Source organism: Herpetosiphonaceae bacterium (assembly GCA_036374795.1).
GTDB lineage: Bacteria > Chloroflexota > Chloroflexia > Chloroflexales > Kallotenuaceae > LB3-1.
Map to the genome: position 1 here is coordinate 24,379 of DASUTC010000168.1, position 23,489 is coordinate 47,867.

The window sequence follows — 23,489 nt, forward strand, 5'->3', positions numbered from 1 at the left end:
CATGCGGTTACGGTTTCCTCCAAGACGCTTATGATCCAGGTGCCGTAAGCTTGATCACAAAGCGGGTGCCGCCCTCCGGCGGAAATTCTACGAGCATCTGCCCGCCGTGCAGCGTGACGATCTGCTGGCTGATGAATAATCCGAGGCCCATACCGCCGAAGTGCCCCGCGCCATGCGCCTGGTAGAAGCGATCGAAGATGTGAGCGCGATGCTCCGGCGAAACGCCGATGCCCCGATCGGTGACGCTGATCTCGATCGCGTCGGGCGCTGGCTGCGCGACGCCAATCACAACCGGCCCGCCCGCAGGGCTATATTTGATCGCATTGCCGATCAGGTTGGTCAGCACTTGCTCCAGCCGAAGCGGATCAATGGTGGCGATGATCGGCGTGGGCGCTTCGACGATCAGATCGTGCTGCCTGGTGGTCGCTTGCAGGCTGGCGGCGATTTCACGGGCAAGCTGCGCGACATCCGACGGCTGACATTTGAGGATCAGACGGCCCGACTCGATCCGCGAGATGTCGAGCAACTGGTTGATCAGCTCGACCAGCTTGGTCGATTGCTGGTCGATCGAGCGAAGCGCCCGCTGCATGCGCTCCATGTTGATCTCGCCGCCTTTGTCGATCTGGCGTATCAGCAGTTGGGCATAGCCGCGCAGGCTGGTGATCGGCGTGTTCAGCTCGTGAGAGGCGACCGATAAGAACTCATTGCGGGCATGAATCGCGTCCTGCGCCGCCGTGTAGAGCCGCGCATTCTCCAGCGCGACGGAGGCCATCTGCGCCAACTGCACCAGAATCGACTCATCCTCAGGCGTGAAGTCGCCCTCGTACTTGTCGGAGAGCTGAAGCACGCCCATGTTGCGGCCATCGCGGCCAATCAGCGGCACGGCCAGCCAGCCGCGCAGCGGCGGATGCGCGTGAGCCTCTGCGCCGAAGCCACGCCATGCCGGATGCGCCACCAGCTCAGCCTGAGTCAGGCGAAGCGGCACGTTGGTGCGGCAGACCTCGGCATAGATCCCTGAGCCATTCGTCGGCGCGTGGTAGTCGTGCCACGCGGCATATTTGTCGGAGAGCGAGATCGTGGTGATCGCCTGTGCCCAGTCCTCGTTGACGGTCAGGCTGGAGACGGCCTGATGCGCGCCGATCAGTTGGCGGCTCTGCTCGGTGATCAGTTGCAGCACATCGGTGACGGAGAGCGCGACATTGACCGCGATCGATGCGGCGGTCAGGCCGCGGAGCTGCTGCGCCTGCTGCTGCGCCTTGCGCACGGCCCGCTGCTCGGCCTCAAACAGTCGTGTACGCTCTTCCTCGGCCCGCTTGCGCACGGTGATGTCGCGCACCTCGATCACGGTTCCGACGGGCACGCCGTTCTTGATGATCGGGCTGGCGGCACAGCTTACCGGAAAGAATGTTCCGTCTTTGCGCACGAACACATCTTCATGTGCCCGCATCTGATTATTCTGCGGCAGGGCGCGGTCGATCGGGCACTCTGCCATCGGGTAGGGCGTGCCATCAGGGTGGGTGTGATGAATCATGTCGTGCAGGATCTGGCCTTCGATCTCCGCAAACGTGTAGCCCGTAATCTGCTCGGCGGCGGGATTCATAAACGTGCAGCGGCCCTGCGCATCCATCATGAACAGGCCCGCAGTGGCGTTGTCGGTGATGATCTGCATGATCTGGGGCTGGTAGCGCCGGGCCTGCTCGCTCTCGGTAAGAGCGGCTGTACGCTCCAGCCCCACCACATACGGCTGCGAGTCCACTGCTGGCAGCGCCGCCCGCACGTGTCCATTGCCGGTTGTTCGACCTAAATGCTCGTGGGTGGAGGATCGATCCGCCTGTGACGATTGGCTCGTCTCGATCTGCCGTAGCTTCTCCAGCGCCGTGCCGATCGTGGCAAAGAGCGCCGCGAGGGCGCTCGCCTGCCGCGCATGCGCCGCGCTCATCTGGCGATGAAGGCTGGCAACCTGCCGCTGAAGCTCCTGAATGTGCCGAGCCAATGGTTGATGGTGCATATCTCATCCTCGCCGCCGTGCTGATCCACGGCGACCATGCTACAGGTAAGCCTATCCTCAGGTGATCGTCGCAACATTCGGCGGGACACGATGGATGGTGATCTACGCAATCGCTTGCTGTGCAGATGATCTCTGGGCAGGGCGATCGAGTACTTGCTCCGGTTCGATGTGCATTATACCGACTTGGAGGCGGCAAAACGCGCGATCGGCTGTCGATTTTGTGGCAGCTCCGCCAGCGGGGGAATGCGGCGGATACGCCAGCTTCGCTGTGCTGCGGCTACTCGCCCTCGTCCTGCCAGCCCTCACGGCCCACCAGCGGCACGAAGCGTACCGGGCCGAGCGAATCCTCGCGCAGCCCGTCGCGCGTGCGCACGATGCGCAGCAGCCGCTGCTCGTCGCGGTCGCCAATCGGGATCACCAGCCGACCGCCCTGCGCGAGCTGATCGAGCAGCGACCGGGGCACATGCGGCCCGGCGGCGGCGACGGCAATCCCGTCGTAGGGAGCATGTTCGGGCAGCCCGCCTGTGCCGTCGCCAAGCAGCACATGCACGTTGGTATAGCGCAGTTCGGCCAGTCGTCGCGCCGCACCCTCAGCCAGCGATCGGTGACGCTCGATCGTCCAGACCTCGGCGGCAAGCTGCGCCAGCACCGCCGCCGCGTAGCCTGAGCCGGTGCCGATCTCCAGCACTCGCTCGTGGCCCTGCAACTGAAGCGCGGTCACGGTCAGTGCGACGATGTATGGCTGCGAGATCGTCTGGTTCTCGGCGATCGGCAGGGCATTGTCGGCGTAGGCGTGCTCGTCCAGCTCGGACGGGACGAACATGTGCCGGGGCACTACCGACATCGCGTGCAAGACTCGCTCATCGTGAATATTGCGGCGTTGGAGCTGCTCGCGGATCATCGAGCGTCGCTCTGTTTCGCGGCTCATAACTCTCGCTCACTTTTTCCGATCGCTGTACCGCAAGAGCTATGCCGCGCGGGGAGACGACAGAACAAAGAACAGCGGAACAAAGAACAAAGCAAGCCGACCTCCCTGTTCTTTGTTCTTTGTTCTTTTGTTCAGAGGGGGAGAAAATAATGATGGGGCCACCCCACACCCCCGGCCTGACGGCGCATCACCGCACTCTCACGCTGGACTCCGGCGACTTCGCATCGGCCTGTGCCCAGAGGACGCGGCCAAGCGGCGCGAGCCGCACATCGAGCACGCTGGTAGCGTCGAGCGGTCGCTGAAGCACGGCGCGCTCGAAGACCTGCCGCACGATCGGCGCGCCGCGCTCGTCGATGGTCTGCTCCTCGGCGGCCAGCGGCAGGCCAAAGATCGGCATGCCGCCGTTGATCTGCCAGAAGTCGGCGAAGAGGCTGCCGACGTTGTGCTGCGTCTCCGCGAAGAAGCGCGCGTCGGGTCGTGGCGCTTCGGGCACGAGCACGCCCGGATCGAACAACTGCCGTCCCAGCAGACCGATCTGCACCACGGCGGTCGTATCGCTCTGTGCGGGCTTGTACTCAAAGATCGCCCGCTCGAAAAGCTGCGTCCAGCCGTCGCCCGTCTCGACCGGCGGCGCGAGCGGCATGCCGAAGAGATTCTCGCCGCCCCAGGCTCGCCAGGCCCGCCAGATAATCGGCTGAACCGCAAAGCCGCCGATAGTCTGCGGCTGCGGCGGTGGCAGCAGGCCCTCGGCGGAGCGCAGCAGCGCCTCAATGCCGCCCAGGTTTTGCGCGAACTCCGGCTGATCGCCCGTGACCAGCTCAGGCGTGATCGCGGCGATGCCCAGGCCGCCCGCCCAATCGTGCATGCCGCCGGTGATCGGGTAGCGATCCCACTTGGGAAGGAAGGCATAGCCCGCGCCATCGGCAAAGATCTTTGCCAGCGCGATGGATGGCTGGTGATCGCACGCCGGAAAGACGACGCCCGCGTTGGAGTGGAAGAAGACCACGCCGTCGGCGTCCAGCAGAAAATCGCGGATCAGGCGGCTTTCGACCTCCGACTCGCTGTACGGCCCGCCGGTATCGGAGACGATGCCGTACGCGCCCGACACGCGCTGGCTCCAATCGTTCTCAGGACAGGCGTCGGCGCTGGTGTCCATGTTGCGGTTCAGATCGACGCCGTTGGCGTTTTGCCGCCGTCCCAGCGCGAGGCCGTCGGGGTTGAGCAGCGGGATAATGTACAGCCGCACGCCCGACGGCACCAGCGCGGGATCGTTGCGGAAGTGCGCGGCAAGCTGCTCTACCAGCTCGAAGGTATTGCGCTCAGGAAAGCCGTGCGTCGCGCCGACCAGCACCAGCTTGCGCGGGCCGTTGCCGATGCGAACGGCGCTGATCGGGCGTCCCTGCGCGGAGGTGCCCAGCGTCAGATCGACGACGGCGGGCGGTGTGCTCTGCGCCAGCGCCGGGCCGAACAGCGCAAACCACAGCGTCAGCAGTAGGCCAAACGTGCCCACGATCCTGGGCCGCATCCCTGCCCACTGCGCGAATCGTCGCGATCGAATAACTCGCTCTTCCAAAACCGTCTATCGTTCCTTGCTCAAGCGCGGCTACTGCGGATCGCTGCAAATCGGGCGAAACGCGCAGCCCGCGCAGGTCTGGCTGCCCTCACGCGGATCAGGCTGCCACTCAGCGGCGCGCATACGCAGCACCGCCTCACGCACGCGCTGCTCGACAGCGGCAAGCTGCTCCCGGCACAGTGTACCAGTTTTCGGGCTGCGCTCCGGCTGCGCGGCACACGCCGGACATGCCTCGTCACGGTGGTCGATCAGCCTGATTTCGCGCCGTCCTCTGGCGCTGAGCCTGCCGCTGTCGCCGTAGAGCGCGAGCGGATAGACCAGCGTCATGGTCGCGACGCGCTCACCGGGTTGTAGCTCCAGCCCTTCGATCGTGCCCTGCTCAAGCGCCAGCGCGTACACCGGCAGTTGAATATCGCCGGGCCGCCACGCCGCTGCCTGCTGCGGATCGCGCGGCGGCACGAACTCGCCCAGCAGATCGTTGATCGACGGGCTGTGCTGGCCGAGCTTGTAGTCGATCACGTGCAGGCCCGCCGCGCTGCGGTCGATGCGGTCGAGCCGCCCGGTGATGATCGTGTCGATGTCGGGGAGCGGCCAGTGGAAGCGCAGCTCGCCGCCGAGAAACGTCGTGTGCTCGGCGCGCTCGGCCTCGTAGCGCGCATAGTTTAAGACCGCCTGCTCGGCCAACTGGCGAAAGACTATCTGCTTGAGCCGCGAGCCCCAGCGGTGGTCGTCGGCGATCCAGTGGCGGGCGACCAGCGCGCGGGCACCAGTCTCGTCGATCGCAGCGCCCTGCGACTCGTGCAGCAGATCGTTGAGCGCGTCGTGGACCACCTGGCCTAATGTCTGGCGCGGCGACGAAACCACGTCGTACAGGCCGAGCATGCGGGCGTAGAAGCAGCGGCGCGGACAGGTGAAATAATCTTCGAGCGCCGAGGGGCTGACCTGAAACGGCGACTCGACCGGCAGCGGCGGCAGGTCGAGCGACGGCTGCGTTGCGATCAGGCTGTCCGTCACAAACGATTGCGGCCACAGCGTGAAGGTCGTGTCGGCGCGCTCGTCGGGCAGCGCTGTCTCAACCGGCGGGCGACCCTCGGCGCACTGAAGCCGTCCGTGGCGGTCGAGCGACGCGCCGATCGTCGCGGCCAGCACCGGCGACGGCAACCGCGCGCGGCCCTGGCGGTCGGTACGGCTGTACGATAGATGGATCGCTTCCAACGCTCGCCCGACGACACGCTGAAGATCGTGCGTGGCCCGCTCCCAGGCGGCAGCCCGATCCTGATGCTGCGGCGCGACAAAGCCGGGCAGCGCGCCGAACGCCTCGATCAGCGCGGTATCGTCGGCCAGCGGCAGCGGCTGGATCGGCTGTGGAAGCGCGCCCTCGTGCAATCCGGCGGCAAAGACCAGCCGCGCGGTGCAGCCACCCAGCGCCGACGGCTGCCAGATCGGGATCGCGTGGGCGTGAGGCTGGCCCTGCGGCGGGATCAGCGCCTGCGCCGCTGTGAAGACCTCGACCGCATCGGCGATCGTCAGCGGCGTGCCGAGCGTGGCGTTGAGCGCCTCCGACTGGCGCAAGAAGTCCAGCAGGCGCGTCCAGTGCTGCCGGTCGATCATGACGGCCCACGGCTCAAGCACGGTAGCGCTTTGCTCCCAGGCGCGGGCATCCAGATCGAGACGCGCCAGCCAGCGCTGGATCTGCGCGCTCGGCGGCTGATCGTCCGTGCGCGCGGCTGCGGTGGCCGATCGCATCTCCGTCAGGCGCTCGCGTCCGGCGGCGGAGAGCGCGGCGGGCCAGCGCTGATCGTCGAGGGCGAACGGCTGGAAGCGCTGCTGCTCGACCGCCTCGACCGCAGCGTGTGCATCGGCGATGCTCAGGCCAAGCGCAGGATGTTGCAGCAGCGCGATCGTCTCCGCTGGCGTGAGCGGCTGCTCGGTAAGCAGCTTGAGTCCGGCGACGGCCAGCGGCGCGAGCGCGAGCGTATAGCCATCGCGCGGGGTCTGGCCCTGAACCGGCAGGCCATACTGCGGCAGCGCTCGTTGCAGCAGCGGCACCAGCTCTGGATCGAACGCCACGATCGCAGCGTCGTCGGGCTGGCCTGTGGCGCGCGTAAGGGCGGCGATCCGGCGTGCGATGGCATGAGCCTCGGCGTCGGGCGTGGCGTACTCGCCGACGCTCATCTCCGGCGCGGGCGGCGCTGCCGCGTCGATCGTCACAGGCTGGAGCGCGTGCCGCATCGTCCAGCGATGCAGCAGCCGCTCAAGCGCTAGGGGGCTGTCGGCGTGCGGCGCGTTGGCGCAGGCCGCGTACACATCGCTCTGCGGCCCGATCAGCGCCGCGACAAAGAGCAGCTCGGCGGGCTGCCACAGATCGAGATCGTCCAGCAGCAGCAGGTGGCGTGTGTGGTTCTGTCGCACCTCAGGCACGCGCAGCGCGTCGACCGCGCGGTTGAAGACCTCGTTGAAGGCGACAACGCCGTGCTGTCGGCAGAGATGCAGGTAGGCGCGATAGGCGTGCCATAGCTCGGCCAAGCCTGCGTCGGCGGGGCGCAGATCGGGCAGACGATGCGGATCGGCGGTACCGCACCAATCGCTGAAGCGATCGAAGAGCAGCGCCAGCCAATCGAGCGCGCCCGGCTGATGTCCGCGCCGCGCAAAGAGCGACGGGTGCTCCGCGCCCACACGCGCCCACGCCTGCCGCATCAGGCGGCGCCGATCGATCCCCGACAGCAGCGCCGCCTCGCTCCAGCCCGATGGAAGCTGAGCCGCAGCGGGCGTGTCTTGCAGGATCGCCAGCGCGCGCTGGCGTAGCGTCGTCGTCGGAATGTCGCGTCCGGTAGCAGCGTGGAGCATCTCGCGCAGCACGGCGGCTGCCGGACGATGCACGGCAAGCGCGAGGATCTGGGTGTGCGGCATACCGGAACGCAGCGCGGCGGCAGCAACATCCACAAGGCGTTGGGTTTTGCCGCAGCGGTACGCGGCGCAAAAGATCTGGCGTTGAGGCATGAAATCCCTACTTCTGGCAGTGCGATTATACACGCCGTCGCCGCCTGAAACAACGCGCGGCATAGTCCTTGCGGCGCTGTCTAATAAGCAGAACCCTAGAGCATGGTCAGGAGACATTTTTGGAGTCGGCTCAGGATGAGGAATATCTGGGGACTCCTCCAGACCCCCGGCCTGACGACTACGAGATCACATCGTTGCTGGAGGCAGTATGATGACAGACATGCAACCACCATCGCCGCATCAGACGCAGCTTATCGTGGCGATCTTTGACGATCAGGCGCGGGCGGAGGCTGCCGTGCGGGATTTGCAGCAGCAGGGCTTTGCCGAAGAGCAGCTTTCGGTGGTGCTGCACCGCGATGCCACTCAGGCATCGCCCGAAGAGGTCGTGGAGCTGGATCGTGAGGCCGAAGAGACGGGCGAGGATGTGGCGATCGGCGGGACGCTCGGCGGTCTGGCCGGGCTGCTCGGCGGTCTGGCGCTCTTTTCGATCCCGGCGCTTGGTCCGTTTCTCGGCGTCGGCGTGCTGGCAACGACGATCGGCGGCGCGGCGCTGGGATCGGCGCTCGGCGAGCGGGTAGCGCATCTCGTCGCGCTGGGCGTGCCTCAGGAGCGCACGCGGCGCTACGGCCAGGCGCTCGAAGCGGGACAGATCGTGCTGGGCGTGACGGCGCGCAGTTCCGCCGAGGTCCACCGGGCGCGCGAGGTGCTGGCGCTGCACGAGGCCGACGAGATCGACGTTCATCCGCAGCCACGGCCAATGTAGGCCGCGCAGCGCGTCCGCTCAGACCACGCGGCAGATCAAGCCCTTCAGGTACTCGGCTTCGGGAAACGTCAGCAGCACCGGATGATCGGGCGCTTGCATCAGCCGCTCCAAGATCTGCACGCCGCGCCTGGCATCGACCGCCGCGCCAAAGACGATCTTCTGGAAGAGGTCGATCGAAACCAGGCCGGAGCAGCTAAAGGTTGCCAGGATGCCGTCAGGCCGCAGCAGTTGCATCGCCAGCAGGTTGATGTCTTTGTAGCCGCGACTGGCGCGCTCAAGCTGGCTGCGCTGCTGCACGAACTTGGGCGGATCGAGCACGATCACGTCGAAGCTGCGGCCCTCGGCGCGAAACCGGCGCAGCTCGCTAAAGACGTTGCCCTCGATCCGCTCGACCGGCAGCGCGATGCCGTTGCGCTCGAAGTTGTGCGCGGCGATCTCCAGCGCCTCTGCCGAGCTATCGATCGCCGTGATGCTGCGCGCGCCCGCGGCTGCCGCCTGTAGCTCGAAGCCGCCTGTGTACGAGAAGCACGAGAGCACGTCGGCATCGTGGCAGTAGGCCGCCACCCGCCGCCGGTTGGTCCGCTGATCGAGGTACGCGCCGGTCTTGTGCCCGCCGATAAAATCGACCAGATAGCGCTGGCCGTTCTCCAGAATCTCGATCGGCCCGGCGGGAGCCTCGCCCCACAGCAGCCGCGCGGCTGGCTCCAGCCCCTCCTTCGCCCGAACATCCGTGTCGGAGCGCTCGTAGACGCCGCGCGGCTGCATCAGCGCAACCAGCGCCTCGACGATCGGCTGAGCGCGCATGGCAGCGCCGACGGTCAGCAGTTGCGCAACGATGTAGTCGCCGTAGCGGTCGGCGATCAGGCCGGGCAGGCCGTCGGACTCGGAGAAGACCAGGCGGTAGGCGTTGGTCGCGGGATCGCTCGCCAGCGCGCGACGCCCCTCGATCGCCTGGGCAATCCGCCGCCGGATCAGCTCGCCGTCGACCGCGTCGTCCTGGCTCCAGGTCCAGAGCCGCACCTGAATCTGCGATTTGCCGCTCCAGGTGCCGCGCGCCAGCCAGTCGCCGCCGCTGCTCAGCACGTCCACCACCGCGCCATCGGGCGGCACACGACCGCCGGGCGTGATCGCGCTGCTAAAGATCCACGGGTGGCGCTGGACCACCGATCGCTCACGACCGGGCTTGAGGTTGATTTCAAACGACATGCGCTCGACTGTAGCACGGGCCGTGCGTTGGGTCAAGCACTGGCATGGGCTGTGCTCTGACAAGGAGTGACGATCAGGAGGTGGTGCTATGTCTGGAATTCCCCATTCGAGCAAGGAGCTGGGACCGACCGCGCAGCGGATGCTCGACTATCTGCGGGAGCATCCCAACGAGCAGTTTTCGGTCGAGCAGATGGCGCAGCAGGTCGGCTGCTCGACCGAGGAGGCCAAGACGCACCTTGAGGCGCTGGCCTACCAGGGCGAGATCGAAAAGGAGCGGCCTGAGGGCGGCGAGACGGTGTACATGCGCCCGCGCCAGACGTGACCGTGAGGCTGCGCCTTAGCGAAGATGTGCATTCCTTGCGTGCCCCACACAATGCGATCGTGGAGATCATCTGATTGTGTGGGGCGTGCGCGGTGCTGGCACATCTGCTTGCGCCTGCCGGGTCGTGTTTTGCGCCAACTGAGATGGTTTTTTAAGCTCTTCGTGTGATGTCTGCGGCATGCGCGGCAAGCCAATCTGCAAAGTCTACCATCTGCGAGCCATCGCCTTTTTCAGAGGTATCGACCTTAACATTGGGATTAGCACCAAGCTCAGCGCCGCTCATGTTGACGCCATGCACTTTCGCCCCTTCAAAGTTGGCCTTGAAAAGCCTGGCCTGGCTGAAATCCGCGCCGCGCAAGTCTGCTAGCTTGAAATTGGCACCCTCACAATTTGCCTCAATGAGCACCGCGTCCTTTAGCTTCGTCTCGCGGAACTGCGCGCCCTGAAGTATAGACTTGCGGAATGATACCAGCTCTAAATTTGCTCGATAAAAGTCGGTATACGAAAAATCGACTCGTGCCCAGTAGGCATCACAGGCATTTGCTCCAGAGAGATCAAGCTCTCGTACATCGCCAAGGCGCTGCTTCTCCTTGTCAGTCGAGCTGTTTTCCCAGGGTTTGTGCAGCACGAGCGCAATGGTCAGGCTCTTCAAGACTTTATCGTTTTCTTCGATGGATAATGCAGCCGCTAAGACCTGTTTGGTTAGCTGAATCAGCTCGTCCCGTCGCTCATCCTTTACGTTCCATTCGACGGGAAAGGCTTTGAGAATCGAGCCGAGCTTGACCGCTGCCGCCGATCGGAGAATCGGCTCTGTACTCGATAGCTCCTGCACGATTCCCTGATAGGTGGCGTCTACATCTTTGCGATGCTCGAAGTTCAAACGCTCATGTGTTATTTGGCTCTGTCCTACGAGATAGCCTCCGACCGCCCCGCCGACGGTGACGAACAGGGCGATCAGCTTGAGCCAGAAGAGGCTACCGCTGGTATCACTGCGGATTTGCCGAATCTCTGCTGCGAGCTTCGCGATCTCGTACTGTTCCTTTGGCGTGGATACGTTGAGCGGTGGATTGAAGGTAAAGGCATCGCGCTCCACAAGAATCTGCGACAGGTACGTCACTGTGATCATTGCGCATATGAGAAGAACGATCAAACCGATAATGATAAACTGATTTAAGCCTGATCGCCGCCGCGCTCTGATAGAGCGTTTACTCTGGGCTATCATGATCAGCCTACCTTTCAAAGACATATCTTGATGGTTGCCTCACATGGAAGGTGGTCGATAGGTCATCCACGTTTAAGTGAATCCAATCCCGTCCGCTAAGCACGGCCTGTCTCACCGCATCGGCGGTACCACCTCTGCCACGACCAGGCCCGCCATCCCAGGCTGCAATAAGCACATCGGAGTGTGCGACTACCCAGTGCATAGCCGCAACGTAGGCTTCTTCGGAGCGGCTGATGTACGCGAGCTGTGTTTCTTTACAGGCCGCTCGACGCAGCCGAGCATAGCACGCTGTTGCCATGGTACCTGTAAAATCAGCAGCATATTCCTCGAAGGGAAGCACGATCTCAAGCGGAATATTCAGCGATAGCGCAGCTTCCGCAAAAAGAGAGTCTGCTCCTTCGGCGATGGCCGACAGCGCTGTGACATCAGCGTATGCGGCCTGCGCTTGCCGCAAAATAGTCAGGCATTGCTGAGTAACGAATGCCGCAGCGTCTGGCCGACTAAAAAATCGATGGCCTACAATGCCAATCCGCATCATCGTGTTCCCTATCTATGCTTTGTCAGGTGTTGCTCCGAAGGATGATCAGCCTCGAAGGTTACTTTCGCGTGCGTCTGGGTGGTCGGTGTCCTTATGCCGCTAGCCGAAACGTTCAATGTACCTGGAGCCGCGACTCGATCAGAGCGAGCGCTTGATCCAGGCCTTCAATTGGCCGTTTCGCCTGCATCAGGAAGCGCATAGTATCAAGGACGCTGCCTATATTCTCAGCGTGCGGTGTTAGCTCGATCGCGCGTCGATAATCTTCCACTGCCTCAGCTTGCTTGCCCAGCACCAGCCGCGCCAGGGCACGATCGTATAAATCCCAGTAGATCGGCTCGCGTCCGATCAAAATGCGGCTACTTGCAACCTCCTCGACGCGCACAAAGTAACGGCGGGCATTGTCGATCTCGTCCAGAAACCAGGAGAGGCTTGCAACATTGCTTAGCGCATAGGATGAGTTCGGATCGACCAGCGTGGCCTGTCCATAATATTGCAGCGCTTCCTGGTAGCGCCTGGTTCGCCGGTAAAGACCGCCGAGCACGCCTAAGGCATCTTCAAAGTCCGGGCGCAACGTGATCGCTCGTTTGAGATAATCCTCGGCCTGGCGGTAGCTGGCCGCGCGCTCTTCCGCCCTCGTCGCCTGGTCGGCTTGCCGACGATAGGCCAGTCCAAGCTCCATCGTGGCTTCCGCAAAGTCCGGACGTGCTTTCAGCGCCTCTTTGAGCAGTTGAATCGCCTCGCCGTAACGTCCGGCGTTGCTGTAGGCCCGTCCAAGGCGATAGTTGGCTTCGGGATCGTTCGGCTGGAGGCTGCGCGCGCGCTGGTAGGCGGCAATCGCTTCGTCGTAGTTGCCCTCGCTAAACCGCTGATTGCCCAGGCTCATCATCTTGAGCGATGCCTGGGTGGCGGCAAACTGGCGCTTCACCGAGACGCCAAGCTGATTAAGCTCTTGTTGCGTAGTATCGAGCTGCTGCTGCATGGTCTGAAGAAGCTGTCGGGCAGCGTCTAGCTCCTGAATATTGGCCTTCATTTGAGCGCGCGAGGATTCCAGGTTGGTTTTGTATTCGTCGAGCGTTGTTTGCGATTCTTTCACCGTGCTGAGCATGCTGGTGCGTATATCACGAATGGTTTTGATGCCGAATACGCCGAACGTGCCGCCGACCAGCGCTACGACAATCCCCAAGAACCAGACCAGTTTTTCCATCAGATCGGCATTTCTGCTCGTTTGCTCCGCCGCCTCCTTCGCCAGGGCTGCAACATCGTCGGCGCGCTTCAGAACCGCCTGAGCATCGATCGCCGTGGGCGATGCCACGGGCGTGCCAGCCGCTCCTGTGGTCGGCGTGGATGCTGGCGGTGTGGTGGTCTGCGCCGCCGCCGTGGAAGCACCCAGCACGCCGAGCAAGACGACAAGAAGAGCCAGGCAGCATCGATAGCGCATATGTACTCCTTGGGGGATGACGGTTCTCTTGGTTTACCAGCCAGCCTCACGGGCAGCTCTCCGCGCCCGCAGCGCCCTAGGGGATCGGCACAGCCACAGGAGTCGGCAAGGCCAGCTCGACCAATGCCATTGCGTCGGCTTGCACCTCGACAACTTTCGCGGCTCTGGGCTCGGCGCTGCCTTTCTTGCCGACAACCACGATCTCGTATCGTCCCGGCGGAACGCCATCGATGATGCCTTCGGTCACACCGACGAGTTCCTTCACCTGGGCATCGTTCATCCGTATGCAGACCCTATCAAAATCTCGGCCATTTGCCACGACGACTCTGATACTCCCAGGCTTGCGTGCTTCGGCCTCGGTCTTTAGCACTTTTTCCAATTGAGCGATATTACTCTGAAATTCCAGAACCCAGCTATCCGTTTCCTGTCTGACGAGGTTCTCTACCTGGAGGGTGAAATCTTTGGCTCTTTGGAGCAGCACAGGAATGTTCATCTCGGTCGAGTCTTGCTGAACCAGCAGTATAAGCCAGTCGTACCGAAACTCTTTGAGCGCCCGCTCGATCGAGAGCTGTGTGACGATAAAGCGCATCCAGGCCGTCGATAGGCCGAAGTATCGATCATAGCCGATCAAGGCGGCGGCTAGCGCTAAGAAGACGTAGCCCCATTGGCCTAAGCTTGTTCCGCTTAGCCAGGTGGTGCTATCTGCAAAGAGGTCGGTAGCATCGATGAGTGGACACAGCCCGCCGATGGCAACGAACAGGATTGAGAGCGCGCGTATCCAGAGCGAGCCTCGTCGTTTCGACCGTTTCTTCTCTTGATACCACCTGATCTGATCCTGTCCATTCTTGGCTGCCCACTCATAGACACCCTTGAGCGACTCTGTCGGATTTGTGGCATCCCAGGTCGGGAACGGATGAGGTGGGGCGGGGTTACGCTTTGCCATGTGAGATGATCCTCCGGATAAGCCTTGTCTGTCTGGATCGGTGACAGGATGAGCATGATGTGGGGTGCCCAAGCCCTGGACTGACATTGCGTTAGAAAACGTGGGACTTTACGACATGCAGCGATTATACACCGAGGCGGCAATCGATCATCGTCTGAGATTCAGACCTTTGTACGACGCGCCCCATAGCTGCGCGGTGTAGAGTATCCCCGCATCCTCAGCGCGGGATTAAGCCATCCGCGAGAACTCGATCCACCTGTGGCGTATCCAGGCGTCCATGTGTCTCACCGCTGATTGGTTCTACTAGCGCTTGTCATACGATCCTGGTAGAGTAATCATAGTAGTGAATCTACGAGGCAGGACTCCCATCTCATGCGGTAGAGAGCAGCTCCTCAATCCTTTCATGCAAGATAGAACCAACGACTATACGACGTGCGAATCGAACTGCCGCGCCGCACGCCGCGTGCCCGGCTCATCAGAGGTTGTCGCATCGGCCAAGCAGGCTCCAGGGAGCGAGGAACCGGAACGATGGAACATATTCTTGTGATCGACGACAGCGAGCACGTCGCCTCGCTGCTAGCGCATAGTATTCTGCCCCAGCACGGCTATGCCGTACAGGTCGCCACTACCGGCTGGGATGGCCTGGTGCAGGTGCGCAGCAGCCGTCCCGATCTGATTCTGCTTGACCTCCAACTGCCCGATGCCTCCGGCTTGCAGCTTTTGCAGCGGATCGCCGAGCTGGATGAGACGATTCCGGTGATCCTGATGACGGCGCACGGCTCCGAGCAGACGGCGGTCGCTGCGTTCCGCTACGGCGCGCGCAACTACTTGATTAAGCCGTTCGCCGACGATGAGGTCGTCGTCGCCGTGGAGCGCGCTATGCGCGAGCAGCGGCTGCGCCGCGAGAAGGCCGATCTGGATCGGACGCTCCAGCAGCGCGTGCGCGAACAGTCGATCCTCTCGGCGATCGGTAAGTCGGTGACGGCGCTGCTCGATCGCGAACAGGTCTTGCAGCGGATCGTCGAGGCGGGCGTGTACCTGACCAGGGCCGAGGAGGGCATGCTGCTGCTGGTCGATCGTGAGAGCGGCGAGATGTACCTGCGCGCGGCTAAAAATCTGGGCGAGGATCGTGTGCAGTGCTTTCGCGTGCCGATCGACGATAGCTTTGCCGGACATGTCGTTCGCACGCGCCAGCCGCTCCGCCTGCACCGCTCGCAGGCGGAGGGCGGTCTTAAGCTCAAGACCAACTTCCTGGCACAGTCGCTGCTCCAGGTGCCGCTGATCTCCGGGCATGAGGCGATCGGCGTGCTGGGCATGAGCAACTGCGAACAGTCGCGCCAGTTCACGGAGCACGATCAATACCTGCTGGCGGCGCTGGCCGACTATGCCACGATCGCGCTAGAGAATGCGCGGCTCTTTCAGCAGGTTTCCGAGGAGCAGGAGCGCTACCACGATCTGTTCGATCATGCCAACGATCTGATCTTTACGCTCGACCTCGACGCGGCGCTGACCTCGATCAACCGCTATGGCACGCAACTGCTGGGCTATACCGCCGAGGAGTTGCTGGGGGTGTCGCTGGCGCAGTTGAGCGAGCCTGGAAGCTGGGCCAAGACGGTGACGGCGCTGGAGCCGATCCGCCAGCGGCGGCAGGAGCGTGGATCGTTCGATCTGGCGCTGCTGGATAAGCACGGCAGGCTGCGCTATACCGAGGTACACGCTCGTCTGATCAGCAGCCGCCAGCGCTCGCCAGAAATCGTGTGTATCGCCCGCGATGTCACCGAGCGCCGGATGTTCGAGGCGCAGATCCAATACCTGGCCTTCCACGATCCGCTGTCGAATCTGCCCAATCGCGTGCTCTTCATGGAGCGCCTGACGCATGGCCTGGAGCGGGCACAGCGCAATCATAAGAGCGTCGCGCTGCTCTTTCTGGACCTCGACAATTTTAAGGTGATCAACGATAGCCTGGGCCATCAGGTGGGCGATCACCTGCTGCGCGCCGTTGCCCAGCGGATGCATGATTGCGTCCGGCCCGCCGACACCGTGGCGCGTCTCGGCGGCGACGAGTTTATCGTGCTGCTCGAAGATATTTCCGATGTCAAAGATGCGGTGCATGTCGCGGAGCGTATCCACGACGTTCTGCGCGCGCCGCTGACGCTCGACGACCACGAGGTGTTTACTACGGTCAGTATCGGGATCGTCATCAGCAGCGCAGAGCACTGCCGTCCCGACGATCTGGTGCGCAGCGCGGATCTGGCGATGTACCGCGCGAAAACGCAGGGCAAGGCGCAGTACGCGCTCTTCGATCCGAGCATGAACGCGCGAGCAAAGGAGCGCCTGGCGCTTGAGACGGACCTGCGCCGCGCGACGGAGCGCAACGAGTTCACGGTGGTCTATCAGCCGGTGGTCGATCTCGTCAGCGGCAAGATGTGCGAGGTCGAGGCGCTGGTGCGCTGGGATCATCCCAGCCGTGGCCGTGTGTCGCCGGGCGAGTTCATCCCGCTCGCGGAAGAAACCGGCTTGATCATGCAGATCGGTCAGCATGTGCTGGAGCAGGCGTGCCGTCAGGTGCGCGCGTGGCAGATGCTGGCTCCGGGCGAGCCGCCGCTGGTGATGAGCGTCAATCTGTCGGCGCGGCAGTTTCAGCATCCGCAGCTTGTCGAGCAGATTGCCGCTACGCTGCGTAAAACCGGCCTCGATCCTCGCAGCCTGAAGCTGGAAATTACCGAGAGCATGATGATGCAAGACGGCGAGCGGAACGGGGCGATCATGCGCGAGCTGAAACGCCTGGGTATTCAGCTTGCCATCGACGACTTCGGCACCGGCTACTGCTCGCTGGGCTACCTGAAGTGCTTTCCGGTCGATACCTTGAAGATCGATCGCTCGTTCGTGGCCGGGCTGGGCCTGAACGTCGAGGATACGGCGATCGTTCGCGCGGTGATCGCGTTTGCCAAGGCGCTCAATCTGAGCGTCACCGGCGAGGGCATTGAAACCGTCGAGCAACTGAGACAGCTCAAGAAGCTGGAGTGTACGCGCGGCCAGGGCTACTACTTTGGTCGTCCGCTGCCCGGCGATGTGGTGACTGCGCTGCTGGAAGGCGCGCTGCTGGCCGCGAGCGCGCAGTGACGGAGAGGGACGGCGGAGAACAAAGCACCGGGTGGCATGGCCCATGCCCAGCGGGCACCCGCATGGCACCCGCATGGGCACCCGGCCTGGAGAGGGGTGCTGAGCGCAGCGCCGGGGGTGAGGGCCTGAACGCGAAACCTGGAACTTGAAACTCGAAACGCTGAGCGTTATTCGCCGCCGATCGCCTCAGGGCTCGGCTCATCGGTTGGATCGGGCTGTGGCGTCGTCGTCGCTTCAGGGATGGATGTGCTGGTCGGCTCCAGCGGCGTCTCGGTCGGCTCCGGCAGCGGGGTTGGCACAGGCGTCTCGGTCGGCTCCGGCAGCGGGGTTGGCACAGGCGTGCGCGTGGGGCGCGGCGTGCTGGTTGGCGTCGGCACAGGCGTCTGCGGAGGCTTCGGAGCGGGTGTCGCCGGAATGACGGTGTTGCCCGGCATGGGCGTGGCGGTCGGGCGCGGCAGCGGAGTTGCCGAGCGGACTGGCGTGGCGGTCGATCCAGGCTGTGGTGTCGCCGTGCGGATCGGTGTCGGGCGATCGTCCGAGGGCGGTCTGTTGGGCGTGCTGGTGGGCGCTGGCGCGTGCCCGGGCACGCGCGTCGGCTGAGCGGTCGCTCCGCTGCCGGGATTCCTCGTGGGCGATGCGGCGGGCGTTGCCTGGCCTGTTGCCGGAGCGGCTGTCGAAGTGGGCTGTCCCGCCGCTGGACCTGGCGTGCGGCCCCGGCGCGGCGTGGGCGTGGCGCGCTTCGCTCCCGGCGTTGGCGATCCGGCGGTGCCCGGTGCGGCCCTGGCGGGCACTCCCGTGCGACGAATCAGCGTCGTCGGCTCGACTCCCACGCCGATCACCGCGCCGATCGCAACCTGAGGCGTTGGCTCGGCGGCAGGCGCGGACGGTCCCGAATCGAGGCCGAAGAAATCCAGCACCATATCCGTGACACTTTTCTCGGCTGGCGTCGTCTGCGCTGATTCTGGCGCGTTTTCCTGTCGGCGGTCGGTAAGATCGATGTGCTGATCGAGAACGCTCGGCGTCGCTGTCGGCCTGAGCATGACCAGCCCGGTGCGGCGGCTGATCGAGAAGGTCATGCCGTTCGCCACGATCCAGCCGACGCCGCTGCCTACGACGAGGCAGACGCTCAGCAGAAGCAGGTGCAGGCGCTGCGCTGGCCGAATACTATGCCAGAGTGTGAGAAGCCAATTCATCGTCTATCCCGTGATCGATGTTGCTAGCACGCCGTCGGTCGGGGATGCCCCCGGCGATCCCCACGCTGATACAGGATCGCATCCGCCGTCGTCCAAACATGCGCCGCGATTCCGCATCAGGTCATGATTCGTAACAGTACTACAGTACTACTTCTGTAAACGATCTTAAACCCCTGCAAGTTACGGTCGGTTGCTGTGGTATCTGGAGCGTGGTACACTTGCGGCAGAAGCGACGCATGAGAGTAGTAAGCACGCGCACAGAGAGCGATCGGCTGGTGGAAGATCGCAAGATGGTGCCGAACTCGCTCATGGGCAGCGTCGGTGAGGCGGACACGCGGTAGTCGGCGACGGGTTTCGCCCGTTATAGCGCAACGAGTGAGTGCAGGATCGGGCCGCGCTGGGCTGTGGGATCCGCATTAAATCGGGGTGGTACCACGGAGCGCGCCTTCGTCCCTGAGCGGGATGAAGGTTTTTTTGTTATGCGGGGGATCTACGAGGCATACGCGCCGATCTATCGGCAGATGAACCAGGGAGCCTGGAGCGAGCGGATGGCGCGCTGGACGCTCGGCTGGCTCGCCGCTCGCGGCGTCGCCGAGGGGCGAGTCGTCGACTGGGGCTGTGGCGATGGAGCGGCTGCGGTGTCCTTTGCCCAGGCAGGCTGGCACGTCCAGGGCATCGATCGATCGCGGGCGATGCTGGCGCTGGCTCGTCGCCGCCCGCAGCCAGCAGGCCGGATCGCGTGGCATGAGGCCGATCTGTGTAGCGCTCCGGTCGAGCAGCCCGGCGAGCTGGCGACCGCGTTCTACGATACGCTGAACTATCTCACGTCGATCGCGGACCTGGGCACTGCCTGGCGCACGCTGGCGCGGTCGATCGTCCGGGGCGGGTACGTTATCGCCGACGTGAACACGCCCTACGAGTATACGACCGCATGGACCGGGCAGTATGTCATCACCGCCGACCGTGACGATCTGCTGGTGCTCAATCGTCTGCGCTACGCCGCCGATACGCGCCTGGCGACCGGGCGGATCATCTGGTTTGCGCGCGAGGCCGCCAGCGACATCTGGCAGCGCGGCTCGGAGACGCACCGGCAGCGCGCCCACAGCGACGACGAGATGCTGGCTGCGATCGAGCAGGCCGGGCTGAAGCTGGTCGAGCGGCGCACGCCGCAGGACGAGCCGCCGCATCCGGCGGCAACCCGATTGATCTATATCGCGCAGAAAGAGTAAAAGCATGACGACATTGCAAGATCGGTATCGCGGCTGTCTGGTTGGCCTGGCCGTCGGCGATGCCCTCGGCGGTCCCGTCGAGTTTATGAGCCGCTTCGACATCGCGCGAACGTACGGCGGCCCGCTGCGCAAGATGATCGGCGGCGGCTGGCTGAAGCTCAAGCCCGGCGAGACGACCGACGATACCGCGATGGCGCGCCTGCTCGCCGAAAGTCTGGTCGCGTGTGGCGATCTGGATGTCGACGACGTTGCCGCGCGCTATGTCGGCTGGCTCCAGACCAATCCAAAAGATGTCGGCGAGATCACACGGGCCGCGCTGAGAGCCTGGACCAAAGGCAATATGCTGCCGACCGCCGCGCTGGGAGCGCATCGGCAGTTTAGCGGCAAGAGCGCGGGCAACGGCACGATCATGCGCTGCGCGCCGATCGCCCTGCGCTACCTGTACGATCAGCGTCGGCTGATGGATACGTCGCGCGATGAGGCGCTGATCACGCACTTCGACCCGCAGGCCGGAAGCGGCAGCATGGCCGTCAATCTGCTGATTCATCATCTGCTGCACGGCATGTCGAGCGCCGAGGCCGTCAGCAGTGTCGCGCAGCGCATCCGGCGCGAGCCGAAAGCCGCCGCCGAGGTTGCCCGCGTGCTCGAAACGATCCACGCCAATGTGCGCTCCGATACGCTGCCCACGACGGGCTACGTCCTCGATACGCTGCGCATCGCGGTCTGGTCATTGCTGGCACACGATAGCTTTGAGGAGGCCGTGAAAGCCGCCGTCAACGCGGGCGGCGATGCCGATACGCAGGGCGCGGTAGCGGGCGCGCTGGCCGGAGCTTACTGGGGCTACTCCGCAATTCCTGAGCAGTGGCTTCAGCCGTTGCAAGGCCGCGATGAGCTGAGCGCGCTGGCCGACCGGCTGCTCGAACTGGCCGAGCAAAGGCGGGTAGTTTTTTAGGAAGAACAAAGAACAAACGGAGAACTAAGAACCGAGAACCGGGTGCCATGCGGGTGCCAGACCCAAAGGGTACCCCGGCATGGCACCCGGAACGTTGAGCTTGAAACTTGAAACGTGGAATTTGAAACGTGGAATTTGAAACTTGAAACATTGTTCGATGAGGAGCAGACATAATGGCAGAGCGATACGAGCCTGTTGCTACCGAGAAGAAATGGCAACAGCGTTGGGAAGAGAGCGGCATCTATCGGTTCCATCCCCGCCCGGAGGGGGTCAAGCACTATGCCCTGACGATGCTGCCGTATCCGAGCGGCAACCTGCACATCGGCCACTGGTATGCGTACAGCCCCAGCGACACCAGCGCCCGCTACAAGCGCATGCGCGGCTACGACGTGTTTTTCCCGATCGGCTTCGACGCCTTCGGGCTGCCCGCAGAGAACGCGGCGATCAAGCGGAATATCAATCCCAGGATCTGGACCTACTCGAACATCGACTACATGCGCACTCAGCTCAAGGCGATGGGCATGATGGTCGATTGGAACCAGCAGATGGTTTCGTGCGATCCTGAGTACTATCGCTGGAACCAGTGGTTTTTCATTCAGTTCTACAAGCGGGGCCTGGCCTACCGCACCTTCGCGCCGGTCGACTGGTGCCCGTCGTGCAATACGACGCTGGCCCGCGAGCAGGTCAAGGGCGAGGAGCGCGTCTGCGAGCGCTGCGGCACGCCCGTGATCAAGAAAGACCTGGATCAGTGGCTCTTCCGCATCACCAGCTACGCCGATGAGCTGCTCGATTTCAGCGGCGTCGAGTGGCCGGAGCGGATCGTCACCATGCAGCGCAACTGGATCGGCAAGTCCGAGGGCGCGCAGGTGATCTTCCACACCGAGCAGGGCGATCCGATCGAGGTCTTCACCACGCGGCCCGATACGCTCTGGGGCGCAACCTTCATGGTGCTCGCGCCGGAGCATCCGCTGGTCGATAAGCTCACCAGCGACGAGCAGCGCGCGGCGGTCGAGGCGTACAAGCTCCAGGCCAGCCGCGAAACCGAGATCGAGCGGCTCAGCACCGACAAAGAGAAGACCGGCGTCTGGACCGGCGGCTATGCGATCAATCCGGCCAACGATCAGCGCATTCCGATCTGGATCGCCGACTATGTGCTGATGGGCTACGGCACCGGCGCGATCATGGCGGTGCCCGGCCACGATCAGCGCGACTTCGAGTTTGCCCGCAAGTACGATCTGTCGGTCGTCGTTGTGGTGCAGCCCGAAGGCGCGGCGCTCGATGGGCGGACGATGGCCGAGGCATGGCCCGGCGATGGCGTGATGGTCAACTCAGGGCCGCTCGACGGCACTCCGGCGGGCAAAGACCAGGGCCAGAGCGTCAAAGCGGCGATTGCCTGGCTGGAGGCGCACGGCAAAGGCAAGGCCGCCGTCAACTACCGGCTGCGCGACTGGCTGATCTCGCGGCAGCGCTACTGGGGCACGCCGATCCCGATGATCTACTGCCCGCAGTGCGGCGAGGTGCCCGTGCCGGAAGATCAACTGCCCGTCACGCTGCCCCAAGATGTCGATTTCGTGCCGACCGGCCAGTCGCCGCTCAAGCTGCACCCGACCTGGCGCTTCACGACCTGTCCGCAGTGCGGCGGCGCTGCCGAGCGCGACACCGATACGATGGATACCTTCGTCGACTCGTCGTGGTACCAGTACCGCTATCTGTCGCCGCACTACGAGCAGGCCCCCTTCGACCCTGAGATCGGCAAGCACTGGCTGCCGGTCGATCAGTACACCGGCGGCGCGGAGCACGCGGTGATGCATCTGCTCTACACGCGCTTCTGGACCAAGGTGATGCGCGATCTGGGCCTCGTCAGCTTCGACGAGCCGATGCTGCGGCTCTTCAATCAGGGCATCATCCTGGGCGAGGACAGCGAAAAAATGTCCAAGTCGCGCGGCAACGTGGTCGATCCCGACGATCTGGTTGCGCGCTACGGCGCTGATGCCGTCCGCACCTTTCTGATGTTCATCGGGCCGTGGGACCAGGGCGGGCCGTGGAACAGCCGGGGCATGGAGGGCGTCGTGCGCTTCATCAACCGCGCCTGGAACGCCGTCACCGAGGAGGCCAAAGGCGGCCAATCCTCCGCGTCGGGCGGCGACCCGACAGCGCTGCGGCGCGTCACCCATCGCACGATCAAGAAGGTTGGCGACGACCTGGAGCGCTTCGCGTTCAACACGGCCATCGCCGCGCTGATGGAGTTCGTCAACGAGCTGTACAAGGCGCGCGAGACGGCGGTCTACGGCACCGATGCCTGGCAGGAGGCGATCCGCGCGCTGGTGCTGCTGCTGGCTCCCATGGCTCCGCACCTCAGCGAGGAGCTGTGGTCGCGTCTCGGCGGCGAGTTCAGCGTTCACCAGCAGCCCTGGCCCGCCTACGATCCGGCGCTGACCGCCGCCGAGGCGCTGGAGCTGGTCGTGCAGGTCAACGGCAAGGTCCGCGACCGCATCACGGTGCCGCTCGACACGCAGGAGGAGCAGATCAAAGCGCTGGCGCTGCAAAGCGACAAGGTTCAGTCCAGCATGAACGGCAAGCAGGTCGCCAAGATCGTCGTCGTGCCCGGCAAGCTGGTCAATATCGTTGTGAAGTAGCGAAAGAACAAAAGAACAAAAGAACAAAGACTTACATTCGTTACTGCCTTGTTCCCTTGTTCGCTTGTTCCCTTGTTCTCGCCTGAGGCTGCCATGAAAATTGTCACCGGGCTGCGCTGCGAAGACGGCCTATCGCCCACGGAGCAGCACGTCACTGCTGGCGGCATCGCCTGGCGCTATCTCGAATGGGGCGATCACGGGCCGCCGTTTGTGCTCTGGCACGGCGTTACCAGCAACGCGCGCGGCTGGTGGCGCGTCGGCCCGTTTCTCGCCGGGCTGGGCTTTCACGTCTACGCGCCCGATCTGCCGGGCCATGGCCTGACCGATGACGCGCCCGACGGCTACGCGATCGAGACGACGGCGCGGCTGCTCGATGCCTGGATGGTCGCGCTCGGCCTCAAAGCGCCGATCGTGC

17 protein-coding genes are annotated in these 23,489 nt (G+C 63.9%); 7 read left to right on the forward strand and 10 right to left on the reverse strand.

Annotation, left to right across the window (positions count from 1 at the left end; translation table 11 throughout):
• Positions 1–28: 28 nt before the first annotated feature.
• The 4 genes from VFZ66_12230 to VFZ66_12245 form a co-directional block, all read right to left on the reverse strand.
• A complete protein-coding gene (locus VFZ66_12230) occupies positions 29–2,008 on the reverse strand; it encodes a PAS domain-containing sensor histidine kinase (protein HEX6289954.1) in 1,980 nt (659 codons plus the stop codon).
• 277 nt (positions 2,009–2,285) lie between these two features.
• Positions 2,286–2,936, reverse strand: a complete 651-nt coding sequence (locus VFZ66_12235; GenBank protein HEX6289955.1) for a protein-L-isoaspartate(D-aspartate) O-methyltransferase — start codon at positions 2,934–2,936, stop codon at positions 2,286–2,288.
• A 187-nt stretch (positions 2,937–3,123) separates the two neighbouring features.
• Positions 3,124–4,509, reverse strand: coding sequence for a M14 family metallopeptidase (locus VFZ66_12240; protein HEX6289956.1), 1,386 nt, complete (start codon positions 4,507–4,509; stop codon positions 3,124–3,126).
• Between the two features lie 30 nt (positions 4,510–4,539).
• Entirely contained in the window at positions 4,540–7,509 is a 2,970-nt protein-coding gene (locus VFZ66_12245) for a PD-(D/E)XK nuclease family protein (GenBank protein ID HEX6289957.1), read from the reverse strand.
• A 208-nt stretch (positions 7,510–7,717) separates the two neighbouring features.
• On the opposite strand from VFZ66_12245, the gene VFZ66_12250 reads away from it, so the two are divergent.
• A complete protein-coding gene (locus VFZ66_12250; protein ID HEX6289958.1) occupies positions 7,718–8,272 on the forward strand; it encodes a general stress protein in 555 nt (184 codons plus the stop codon).
• An 18-nt stretch (positions 8,273–8,290) separates the two neighbouring features.
• Here the strand turns inward: VFZ66_12250 and VFZ66_12255 are convergent, their stop codons facing one another.
• Positions 8,291–9,478, reverse strand: coding sequence for a class I SAM-dependent methyltransferase (locus tag VFZ66_12255; protein ID HEX6289959.1), 1,188 nt, complete (start codon positions 9,476–9,478; stop codon positions 8,291–8,293).
• Between the two features lie 88 nt (positions 9,479–9,566).
• On the opposite strand from VFZ66_12255, the gene VFZ66_12260 reads away from it, so the two are divergent.
• The gene (locus VFZ66_12260) at positions 9,567–9,800 is read left to right on the forward strand and encodes a hypothetical protein (GenBank protein HEX6289960.1); all 234 of its coding nucleotides are present in this window, start codon (positions 9,567–9,569) and stop codon (positions 9,798–9,800) included.
• A gap of 151 nt (positions 9,801–9,951) precedes the next feature.
• Here the strand turns inward: VFZ66_12260 and VFZ66_12265 are convergent, their stop codons facing one another.
• From VFZ66_12265 to VFZ66_12280, 4 genes are all read right to left on the reverse strand, one after another.
• Positions 9,952–11,022 carry a pentapeptide repeat-containing protein gene (locus VFZ66_12265; protein ID HEX6289961.1) on the reverse strand — a complete coding sequence of 357 codons (1,071 nt, stop codon included), beginning with the start codon at positions 11,020–11,022 and terminating at the stop codon, positions 9,952–9,954.
• A 7-nt stretch (positions 11,023–11,029) separates the two neighbouring features.
• Complete coding sequence (locus VFZ66_12270; protein ID HEX6289962.1) at positions 11,030–11,560, reverse strand: hypothetical protein; 531 nt, start codon at positions 11,558–11,560, stop codon at positions 11,030–11,032.
• Positions 11,561–11,672: 112 nt separating this feature from the next.
• Positions 11,673–12,998, reverse strand: a complete 1,326-nt coding sequence (locus tag VFZ66_12275) for a tetratricopeptide repeat protein (protein ID HEX6289963.1) — start codon at positions 12,996–12,998, stop codon at positions 11,673–11,675.
• Positions 12,999–13,074: 76 nt separating this feature from the next.
• Complete coding sequence (locus VFZ66_12280; protein HEX6289964.1) at positions 13,075–13,941, reverse strand: SLATT domain-containing protein; 867 nt, start codon at positions 13,939–13,941, stop codon at positions 13,075–13,077.
• A gap of 528 nt (positions 13,942–14,469) precedes the next feature.
• Here VFZ66_12280 and VFZ66_12285 point away from each other — a divergent pair.
• Positions 14,470–17,064 (forward strand): EAL domain-containing protein, encoded by a 2,595-nt coding sequence (locus VFZ66_12285; GenBank protein ID HEX6289965.1) that lies wholly within the window; start codon positions 14,470–14,472, stop codon positions 17,062–17,064.
• Between the two features lie 167 nt (positions 17,065–17,231).
• On the opposite strand, the gene VFZ66_12290 is transcribed toward VFZ66_12285, so the two are convergent.
• Positions 17,232–18,257, reverse strand: coding sequence for a hypothetical protein (locus VFZ66_12290; GenBank protein HEX6289966.1), 1,026 nt, complete (start codon positions 18,255–18,257; stop codon positions 17,232–17,234).
• Positions 18,258–18,736: 479 nt separating this feature from the next.
• Between VFZ66_12290 and VFZ66_12295 the strand changes: the two genes are divergently transcribed.
• The 4 genes from VFZ66_12295 to VFZ66_12310 all read left to right on the forward strand — a co-directional run.
• Positions 18,737–19,486, forward strand: a complete 750-nt coding sequence (locus VFZ66_12295) for a class I SAM-dependent methyltransferase (protein ID HEX6289967.1) — start codon at positions 18,737–18,739, stop codon at positions 19,484–19,486.
• Positions 19,487–19,490: 4 nt separating this feature from the next.
• Positions 19,491–20,438 carry an ADP-ribosylglycohydrolase family protein gene (locus VFZ66_12300; GenBank protein HEX6289968.1) on the forward strand — a complete coding sequence of 316 codons (948 nt, stop codon included), beginning with the start codon at positions 19,491–19,493 and terminating at the stop codon, positions 20,436–20,438.
• A 173-nt stretch (positions 20,439–20,611) separates the two neighbouring features.
• Positions 20,612–23,074, forward strand: coding sequence for a leucine--tRNA ligase (gene leuS, locus VFZ66_12305; GenBank protein HEX6289969.1), 2,463 nt, complete (start codon positions 20,612–20,614; stop codon positions 23,072–23,074).
• A 93-nt stretch (positions 23,075–23,167) separates the two neighbouring features.
• Positions 23,168–23,489 (forward strand): alpha/beta hydrolase (locus VFZ66_12310; GenBank protein HEX6289970.1); only part of this gene is annotated, 322 nt, incomplete at its 3' end.